Raw genomic sequence first — 10,462 nt, 5'->3', positions numbered from 1 at the left:
TTGCTTTATATTGTTAAAGAACGTTTTGAGTCGCTTTAGCGTCTCAAGGGATGCGAATAATACACCCTTTATTTTTCGAGTCAACACTTAGTTTTAAACTTTCTTTCGACAATTTAAAACCGAAGTTTTATTTAACTCTCTGAGTAGTTCGTGCCTCGCTATGCGTTGGCGTTTCCTGTCTCAGTGGGGTCGCATTATAGGGAGATTCGAGCGGGGGTCAATGTTTTATTTCAGCTTTTTGACAATTAAATGAATTTAGTATGAAAGCTATACAAATAAAGGGCTGCAGAGCTTTTTCTGCCTATTAAACAACCAACATATGAGCAGTTAAACTATCTGCATAGATAAAACTACAATATTAGGTGCTGTTAGGCTAAGCCAACTACATTTTTTAGTTGGCGTTTAATAAAGTATTACGTATGCAGTTAATTAAAAACTATAATTAAAGCCTGCGTAATAGCGTCGCCCTGAATAGCTTGAGTTAAGTAATCGTGCATCTGTATCATCACCTAAACGCGTTACCGATTCCGACTTAGTTAAATTAATAACAGCAGCTGTTAAGCTTAGCCCTTCATACAAATTAACCGATGCATTAACATCAACTTGCTCGTACGGATCTTGATATACATTTAACCCACTATTAAGGCCTAATACTGTCTCCCCTCGTTTGTTATATGAAGCGCGCACATTAAAAGCGTCACCTTCATAATAAACAGAGGCGTTGTACTGATACTTTGCACTGCCTATTAATGCCGACTGACCAAACTCTTTACCATTTACGGTTACATCTGCTTTGTTGGTTTTGTTATAAGTGTAGTTTGCATAAAAACCAAAACCATTATCAAAGGCATGCTGGATAAATACTTCCGCGCCTTTAGATATTGCATCGGTACCATTACCTACAGTGCTATACGGAGCTATATTAATAGTATCTGCATCAACTATATTATTTTTACCGGCAAAGCTTTGCTCTGCATCTATTACCAGTGGCACAACAAAGTTATCTACTTTCTTATGAAAAAGTGCCAATCCAACCGCAGAACCCTTTGCATAATAATACTCAATAGATAAGTCAGCTTGCACCGATTCAAATGGCTTCAAGTTTTTATTACCACCACTGCCGCTAAAACCTGGCTGTTCATTAAATGCAGCTCTATCATTTGCCCATTCATCCGATACAAACGTAATACGCTGCTGCGCACCTAAATCGCTGTAATCAGGACGAGACATTACTTTTGCTATTGCCCCACGAATAACTAAATCGTCAGTTGCATCCCACGCTATATTAAAGCTTGGCAAAACTTGAGTGTCTTTGTTTTGCTGAGTGACTAATTGATAGTCTTCTACAAAGCGTGCGTCACCAGTTACTGGCTCGCCTGTTTCATCATTTGTGTGATCTAATTGGTAGGTATATAAGTCAGTAGATGAAGTAAGTGTTTTTGTTTGCACAACACGCACGCCCAAATTACCTCTTACTTCACTAAACTCAAAATCGCCTTGAATATAAAAAGCAGATATTTTTTCTTCAATGTCGTAAACAAAGTTATCTTCAATACGTGTATAAGGTACATAGCTAGTAGTAACCATATCGCGATATTTATCCCAGTCGATACTTGGCATTTGGTTTATATCAAAACCCCCTACTATATTACTCTCACTAGTAAATACATTTTGAGCTAATGGCATTCCACCATTCCATTGGTAGCTGTCAAAACGCGTAATACCTTGCTCGCTTGCTTCGCCCGCAGCAATATCAAAATTAGGATCTAAAAAGAATGTATTGCCAGTTTCACGATGAAGCGTGGAGTTACGGTATTTAACACCGGTTCTAATTGTTTTTAAAAAGCCCCAATCAACATAAAAATCCACATCAGCTTGGTAATAATCTTCTTCTAACTCACTGCGTACAAAACTTGAGTTTGAAGAGCCCGCATCACGACCGCCTCCAATTCCATTTTGCAAGTTAGCTAGTGTATTTGGGTCAATATTAAGTGACACATTATTTTGGTTGAGTGACCAGCCTGCCATTTGAGCAGCATTTTGAATAGCAGTGGCGTTTTCGCCCGCGTTTGAGCTTTTATATGCAGCTTCCCAGCTTTCTTCCGGCCCCCCTTCTGATTTTGTATTACCCACGACAAAACGCGCTTTAAAATTATCGCCTTCATAAGTTAAATTAAAATCAAAGGTATCGGAGGTGGATTCTTCACGTACATAACTGCCGCGCATCCACGGAAACTGCATATCACTCTCAATACCGCTTGCCATCGCATTGTATTGCATACCAGTAACAATAGCGCCCGACTCATCAAGGTTTACATCCGTTAAAAAATCAGGATTTAAAGACCACTCAGGTATATCAATCACAGATTCTGTTCTGTCTTGCCCAAGTGTAAAACCAAAATAATTAAAGCCAAGCTCTAAACGATTTGTTGGTCGCCATTGCGTACTAAATTGAATTCCTTCGCGCTCACGTTTTTCGTTAAGAACTGAACCTCGCACAACTTGTGGAAACCAAACACCATCGTAACTGTTACCACCTGCATCATTAATAGTATCCCACCCATTATTGTTATTAACTGCGTTACCGTTTATATCTGTAGGTTGTCCACCGCCAGTGTAGCGCCATACATTTGCATCAGTTCCGCCCGAAAGTGTCCTGTTTGTTCGTTCCTGATAGGTATAGCCAACTAATACACCAAAGTTTTCGTTGTCGTTTTTCCATGAATATAAACCCGTAAACTGCGGTTCGTACTCTTTTGTAACATCAGCGTAAGTACTCTCTACATTAAATACACCTGAGTTTGCATCCATACTCAAAGGCTTTCGGCTATGCATTAATACAGTACCACCAACCCCTCCTTCATCTAAGCGTGCCTCTGGCGATTTATAAACCTCTACACTTTCAATCATCGAAGACGGTAACAAAGCATAATCAAACGAACGCGAAGGCTCTCCCGGAGAAGACGCAATAAAATTACCATTAAGCTGTGTAAAAGTTAGCGCCGACGATAAACCACGAATACTGACTGATGAACCTTCCCCGCCGTCACGCTCAATTACCACACCAGGTAAACGCTGAAGAGAGTCTGCTACGTTTTTATCAGGGAATTTTCCAATGTCTTCCGCGGTAATTGCATCAACCACAGAGCCAGACATACGTTTTACATCTAAGTTCTCGGCCATACTTGAACGGATGCCACGTACTTCTATAACTTCCATATCTTTTGTGTGCTGCGAGTTTTCGTTTTCTTGCGCTGCAAAAGAACACGTAGAACCCAAAGCAGAAAAAATTGATACATAAAGTGATGACTTACAAAACGTTGAAAAAGGGAAAGGGTATATACTTACTACTATCATGTGAGAGGCTGTTCCATTTAAATCTGCTCATAAAACTAAAGCGAGAAGTTAGTCCTTTTACGCAAATTATTCACGTAATGGCAAAAATTGTTCCCAATTCTACACAGCCAAACTTAACCGTTTGTTAACCAACAATATTAAATTAAATAAACGTCTCTTTTAACTGTATTTATATCTATTAAATGAAAGTTAAAACCCAGCCCACACATCAAATCCGCTCTCAATTAACAAACTAAGAGCGGCTTTGTGGTATTTAATAGCTTAATGAAATAATTACGGTGCATAAATCATCATAAAGTGTATACAAAAAAACGAAGGGGATAATTAGATGTGGTAGTCAGCAGTTTATACTTTAAAAAGCAAAACTGCCGGATGATATTTAAAAGAAGTAATAATTGCTAAATAGCGCTTGGTTAATCAAGCGTAGCAATAACCTCTGAAAGCTCGAGTAATGTCGGCTTTCCACCATAATAATTGGTATCTATATGATAGCTATTACCCACCCAAAAAGGTGCTTTAGTTGAGTTATGTCCATGTATTGAAAAGTCGACTCCATGACTTTTAACTACCTTATTTTGTTTAACTACTTCGCGATCCCACAATAGAGATTGCACAGTCACCGATTTATCATCAGGATAATTTTCCCAATCCCACGATTGGGCAAATGTATGAGACAACCCAATTTTATAACCGCGATATTCAAGTACTATCGAAAGCGGCTTTGTTAGTAACTCATTACACATAACATCGAGCTTTTCGCTCGATACATACTTATGCCAATTGCCACCATTGTCCGTCCATAATTTAAAAGCGGCAGCATCATTACTTAATAATGATTCCAACATTAAATGCTCATGATTACCTAATATCATACATGCCCTAATGGCTTGTAAGTATGTAAATAAGTCAAATGTTTTATCCCCGCGATCAACAAAATCGCCTAGGCAAAACAAAGTATCTCTTTCAGGGGTAAAATTTACGTTATTAAGTGCGTTTTTTAAGGCCGGTAAATCACCATCAAGATCGCCAATTACAAATACTCGGCGCTCATCATTAATAAATATGGCTTGTTTTGAAGATACAGCCTGAATAGCATTAATACCTATATCCAAAATAGACTCCTATAGAATGCAATCTAAAACTTAGATTAATACTCGAGTTTATAAAGCCTTAAGATAACACAATATAGTTGATAATTAATGAAGGGAATAAGATTTGATTGAAACTAAAAATGCATGACGGCGGACTTTAGCTACAAGCTAAATAAGTAATGTAGATAGTTTTTAGCCAATAGTAAAAAGCGGCTTAGCAAAATACCTAAACAAGCTATTAGCTAGTTAACAGCACATATTTATCAGCCAGTTCATCTAAGCTTTCACGCTTATTTGGATCAGGCTTTATACAGTCAATAGGGCAAACACTTACACAAGTAGGTTTATCGTAATGCCCTACACATTCAGTACATTTACTAGCATCAATTTGATATATTTTAGCTCCCATATAAATAGCCTCATTAGGGCATTCAGGATCGCACATGTCGCAGTTAATGCATTTGTTATTTATGAGTAGAGCCACTTATAAGCCTCTTCAATTAATATCATTATAAAACAAAAAGATAGAGCTAAACTAAATGTTTTTTGACTACTTTTGATACAAGTCCAGTTCAATAATAAACCTTTATTTTTCTTTAAATCGTAGCACACATTCGTAACACACCATTTTATTTTTAGGTGTAAATTGCAGCCACGAATTATGCCTATTTTTCTCTGTTGCTTTGTTGATCTCAATCAATAAAAATCGCCGCAAGGCCTTTATTTATATAGGTTATTACAAAGTGAAGCACTCTTTATCAACGCTTACCAAAGTTCAATACACGAAAGCTAAACTAGAATGGAACCAGCTCAAACCGCCGTTTTCTATGCAGCACATAAATCGGTGTGTTATTTTGGCCACTAAAATCATCTTTTTTAAAGGAAAAGAGAATTTAAAACAAGGGACTAAAAAATTAGACACTAAGCGTTTATCTAAATATGAAGCACAACACAGTCTTCGTATCATATTTACGTTATCTAACATTGTGCCTTTTTACTCGATCTTATCTAAATCGTTTTTAGCTCCAACTGAAACCTCTAGCTTAAAGTGGTTTTGGTACGTTTCTTCAAAAGTCTTTTATTTGGTGGACTAGGTTGATTGAAGTTTAAAAAGCAGAAATATCTGACAATGTAGTTTGGCTAACAGCATAACGACTCAAAAATTTTAGCCGTTATGCTGTTTATTGCTAGATTGTTTTTAAATAAGTTACCCGGTCTTTAAACCAGCTATTAACCATACGTTGGCTAAAGCTGTTCATTGGGCTGCTGGCATTAGTACGTAATTTACCCCATGATTTTTGCAGTTTAATATCAAACGTAGTATCCAATTCATCATGTAATTGAGTAGCAATATTTAGTATTGCTAAAACGGTTAGTGGATTTTCTGTTTGTTCTATTAAGCTTTCTAAATCAGCCTTGGGAGATATCCCTTGATTAAGAGCCAAGTACTGAATAGCCCTACCTCGATTAAGTGCACTACTGTCATGTAGTTTTATTTTATTGATTAAAGGTAATAACTCATTTGCCTCACTACCAAACGATAACAGCGTATTCATTGCCCAATAGCGATCCCATTGTTCATTTGATAACAATACTGCCTTTAACTTATTTTTTACTTGTTCAAACGGTTGTAGGCTCATATCTATTATATTGATAAAGCGGGCAATATTACTTTTGTGCTTTAAACCAAAAGTATTGGGGTCATCTTTTGCAATATCGACTAAATAAGATTCAGGATAAAAAGCTAAATCGGGCATCGATCGCAGCTTTTTTTGTAATCCTGTACGCATTTCAATCACTTCATCCGTGTATTGTGGTAATAGTGCTAAATTTTCAGTTTCGAAAGGATCTTGTTCAAGGTCGTATAATGCCTCTAACGGCTTATGTTTAAAAAAAGCACTTTGTACAGAGTTTAACTTGTTAGCCTTAAATAGGTATTTCCACTCTCTGTAAGCGGCCTGTTTATAACGGTAACTTGAAAACAATCCATCTGGGTTAAAAGGTAAATAGTTACGAATATATTTATATTTACCTTTGCCAAAGCCTCTTACCATATCGTATTTTTCATCAAATCTATCGGCAAATGAAAAGTTTGTATCACGCTTATTTAAATCATCTAAACTTAAATTTTTTGACAAAAAGCTTTCGCCATCCTGCAACTTAGATTTAGGTAAACCTGCCAGTTCAAGCAAGGTAGGGGCAAAATCTATAAAACTAATAATGCCATCTACTCGAGTCGATAGCTTAGCTTGTAAATCTTTATGTAATAAATGTCGAAAATTCTTTGGTACACGAACAACTAAAGGAACATTAAGGCCTCTTTGTGAAACAAACCCTTTGCTACCTGGTAAAACACCACCATGATCACCAAAATAAAATATGAATGTATCCTCTAATAATCCTTCCTCTTTAAGCTGATTTATTACCACGCCCATCTCTTTATCTACTTTTTTATGTAAGTCGAGATAACGAGCGTACGTATATCTGAATAGTTCAGTATTGGGGTGGATAGGATCTAATTCTACTAAATTGGGATTATGTATCGTTGGTAAATTTTCTATATCGCTTTCAGGAAAGTGTAGTTTTCCTTCATGCGTGGTTTTCCACGTTTGCATATGAAAGAAAGGTTGGCCTGCTTTGCGATTATGCCAGCTCGCTCCCTTTTTTGACGAGCTCCAATTATTCTGTGGTGAGATAAAGTTATAGTCTTCTTTGGCATCATTTGACGTGTAATAACCTGCTTTAGTGAGGTAATCACTTATTGTGCTTAATTCTTTAGGTAAGTTTATACGCTCAAATGGGCGGTGATATTCCATTGCTAATTTAGCAGGATACGCCCCCAGGGCGAGCGTTGTTCTTGCTGTTGAACATACAGGCGAGTTAGAAAATGCATTATTAAACACTAAGCCTTGCTCTGCCAAAAACTCTATATTGGGCATTTCAGCGCCTTTAGCGTTATACAATTTTAAATACCGTTTCGAGTTATCCTCTGATACTAACCAAACAAAATTTGGCCTTTTTTCAATCGCTTTTTTGGAAATAGGCGAGTCATCATTCGATATAGCAGAAGACTCACAACCCGATAACAGAGCAGAGGCAAGGCATATCGTTAGTATATGTCTCATTCCTAATTTTTTTATTGTCATAATATTCATCACTTATTAAGATACAAAAATAGCGGCACTCAGTACGCTTATTTAGTTAGTTAGTTACTAGTAACCAACATCAAAAAATCGAACTGATCCAGCAGGAACAGTAACGTTCATTTTATTATCAGTTATATGAAACGCTTCTTTAGATAAAATATCTTTTACCCATTTCGCTTTTTTATGAAAATGTATAGTTACATCTCTATCTTGAGGGTCAATATAGCCTTGATCGACTAAAATAATACGGCTATGTTTCTCGTCTAACTTAATTACAGACCAAGCAGAACCTTCAACACGTATAGGTAAATTTTGTGCTCCGAGCTCAATTGAGTGTTGCATCTCTGGGTAAAATTCTTCTGCACCTATCTCTTTATCATTACTAAAACCGACTCTTCCATTTGATACAAAATAAGGGGTATTTTGTTTTTTTAATTGCGCTGCAGATTCTATAGGGGCGATTGGGATCATGCCATTTGGCATTGGCGGAATGAAATTCAACCATCTATATTGCACACCTAAGGCCGCTCTAGAATAATCATACTTTGGTAAGTTTGTACCCGCCCATTGAATTTGCCCTAAACTCATCAAAGCATTGGAGTCATTTTCACTGTAGTGATTCATTTCGTGATGATTAGTTATTGAATGAGCTAACTCTATGTCTACATCTTTTATTAGCATCCATGAACCGATTGATTGCATTGCATCTTTTTCAACAATCGGTAAAACACCCGACTTCATTAATGCAAATAGAACATTTAATCCTGGCTGCTCGGTATAACGGCTATCAAAAATAATACCCATTCTTGAACCATACGCAGCTCTTAACACGGCAGTTCTAAGGTAGGGAGATACACTGCGCTGTCCACCAGGGCTAAGAGGACGCCAACTGGTTGGGTTATCATCAACAAGTCTCATTGCGTAATCGTTAACATAACCACCTAAAAACATGCCAACTCTACCGGTAAAATTTATATCTTGCGTACGTGATGTCGTATCCTCAGCAGAAGGAACTAAAATATCAGCGTACTGCCCAGAAAAAAACATATCTTTCCAAGGTTGCTGTTGAGAAGTCGTAGCCCAAAAAACATCTTTATATCTAAAATATAATTTTGCTTTGCCTTGCTTACGCATTGCTTTGGCTAAGCGTGGCATATACTCCGAGATAAAATAAAGTACTCTTGGATCTTTCGGGTCGTGCATTTCAGCATATAAAAAGCCAAGAGCGGTATTAGGAGCGGCCTCTAATATAGCCTCCATTGTGTCAATACTAACCCCAAATGGGTCTATACCGTGACCAGACCAAACAACAAAACTTTTTCCTTTGGCCTCAAATGCCTTCGCTTTTTTAATTAATTGCTCTCGCGTATCTTTGTATTTACCTCGGCGATCTTGCTTAAGCGCAATTTTGCCTATTTTTTTAACTAATTGGCTGCGATCCCATTTTTCAGTCCATCGCTCTTGGGCTACGCTAAGAAAATCGGCACCATTGAGTTTTTCCACATCACTATTTAGCTCTGCTTTAGTTAGCATTACCCAAGGTTCATTAGATTTCTTTTGGTAACTTGGCATTTCAAAAGCTAATGTTTGTTCATACAAATCATTAATATTTTTTTCAACTTGCGCTAACCGACCGGTTAATTGATGAGGAGTGTCTAACCAATTTTTATTATTTAAATCAAAACTATAAATAGTATTACCTCCACCAATTTGGCCTGCCGCAAAAAGTTTTTCGCTAGTGGCTGATAACTCTATATCATTAAAAATAAGGCCGGTGTGCTTTTCGCCAACTTGTTTTATTAACTTTCCTTTTGCATCAATTAAATAAGTAAGCCCCCCAAATTGAAGTACTATTTCGTTATACTTAGGTAATAGTGATGTGCCGTACACATGCGCATAACGCTGTCTTTGTGCAGATGCTATTTTAAAGTCTGCAATGCGTTTAAATTTGCTATTGTAAGCAACAAACGATGCAGCAGACTTTTGACCACTTTTATAATCACCGAAAAATAATAAATCGTCTAAACCATCCTGATCTAAGTCTGCGATGTCGATATCCGTTATCATCATATTTTTAGAAATGTCTTTAACATTTCGATCTGCAGGGCTAATTTTGCTTATTACCTTCTTTGATTTAGGGTCAATAAATCCCATAAAATCCCAACGATACTTATCACGATCTAAAGTAAAAACAAATAAGCTGTCTTTGTCGCTGGATAAAAAACGACCTGATTCTATTTTGCGAACCACACCCTCTAATTTTGTTTCGCTGAGTAGTTGTCCATTACTATTTAGCTCATACAAAATAAAGTTATTCCCCCCTGCGTAAATCCGTTTTTCACCGTCAACACGTGCTACTGCAACTTCACTAAAGCGAACTTTTTTAGGTGGAGTAAATTTCCAAAGAGGGGCTACCTTATTTTTAGATGTGGTATCCCATGCATAAATACTTCCATCAGCACTTGCTGCTATTAGCTCATCAGATTGATCATTATTTAAATCCGTACTATTTATCTCAAAAAGTACTGCTTTATTTTGAGTTGCGCTTCGCCACAGCTCTTCACCATTTGAACTATAACTTGCTACAGCACCATCTAATTCAGATGTATAAACAACGGGTTGACCATTTACTGTACCACTTGTAATTTGACGAAGACCATTGCCCTGTGTCGTAAAATAATCTTGTGAAACTTCACTTGCAAAGCTGCTAACACAGAAAAGTAACGTTATTGATGCCGCGCTTAATTTATTAACAATTTTTTTCATTGATATACCCTCACCTTTAGGTGAATTGAGAAACTTTAATATAATGTGTGTGTTTTAATGCGATAGTTAAATATTTACCTACTTAATTTATAAACAGGCCCT

Annotated in this window: 6 protein-coding genes; 1 reads left to right on the top strand and 5 read right to left on the bottom strand. The window is 36.9% G+C overall.

Features of this window, described 5'->3' with window-relative positions; all coding sequences use genetic code 11:
* Window positions 1-429 precede the first annotated feature (429 nt).
* The 3 genes from AAEY68_RS18795 to AAEY68_RS18785 form a co-directional block, all read right to left on the bottom strand.
* Window positions 430-3,357 carry a TonB-dependent receptor gene (locus AAEY68_RS18795; RefSeq protein ID WP_024594126.1) on the bottom strand — a complete coding sequence of 976 codons (2,928 nt, stop codon included), beginning with the start codon at window positions 3,355-3,357 and terminating at the stop codon, window positions 430-432.
* 413 nt (window positions 3,358-3,770) lie between these two features.
* A complete protein-coding gene (locus tag AAEY68_RS18790; protein ID WP_024594127.1) occupies window positions 3,771-4,469 on the bottom strand; it encodes a metallophosphoesterase in 699 nt (232 codons plus the stop codon).
* A gap of 217 nt (window positions 4,470-4,686) precedes the next feature.
* Window positions 4,687-4,932, bottom strand: a complete 246-nt coding sequence (locus AAEY68_RS18785) for a YfhL family 4Fe-4S dicluster ferredoxin (protein ID WP_024594128.1) — start codon at window positions 4,930-4,932, stop codon at window positions 4,687-4,689.
* Window positions 4,933-5,191: 259 nt separating this feature from the next.
* Here AAEY68_RS18785 and AAEY68_RS18780 point away from each other — a divergent pair, with 259 nt between their 5' ends.
* Window positions 5,192-5,542, top strand: a complete 351-nt coding sequence (locus AAEY68_RS18780) for a hypothetical protein (RefSeq protein ID WP_024594129.1) — start codon at window positions 5,192-5,194, stop codon at window positions 5,540-5,542.
* Window positions 5,543-5,635: 93 nt separating this feature from the next.
* On the opposite strand, the gene AAEY68_RS18775 is transcribed toward AAEY68_RS18780, so the two are convergent.
* Together AAEY68_RS18775 and AAEY68_RS18770 are read right to left on the bottom strand one after the other, a co-directional pair.
* Window positions 5,636-7,573, bottom strand: coding sequence for a sulfatase family protein (locus AAEY68_RS18775; RefSeq protein ID WP_076916434.1), 1,938 nt, complete (start codon window positions 7,571-7,573; stop codon window positions 5,636-5,638).
* Window positions 7,574-7,660: 87 nt separating this feature from the next.
* Complete coding sequence (locus AAEY68_RS18770) at window positions 7,661-10,360, bottom strand: hypothetical protein (RefSeq protein WP_166379562.1); 2,700 nt, start codon at window positions 10,358-10,360, stop codon at window positions 7,661-7,663.
* Between the last annotated feature and the right edge of the window lie 102 nt (window positions 10,361-10,462).

This window comes from Pseudoalteromonas sp. RB2-MNA-CIBAN-0110 (genome assembly GCF_040309305.1).
Taxonomy (GTDB): Bacteria; Pseudomonadota; Gammaproteobacteria; order Enterobacterales; family Alteromonadaceae; genus Pseudoalteromonas; species Pseudoalteromonas arctica.
The sequence above is the reverse complement of the archived record's forward strand: the minus strand, read 5'-3'. Positions and strand labels throughout refer to the sequence as shown.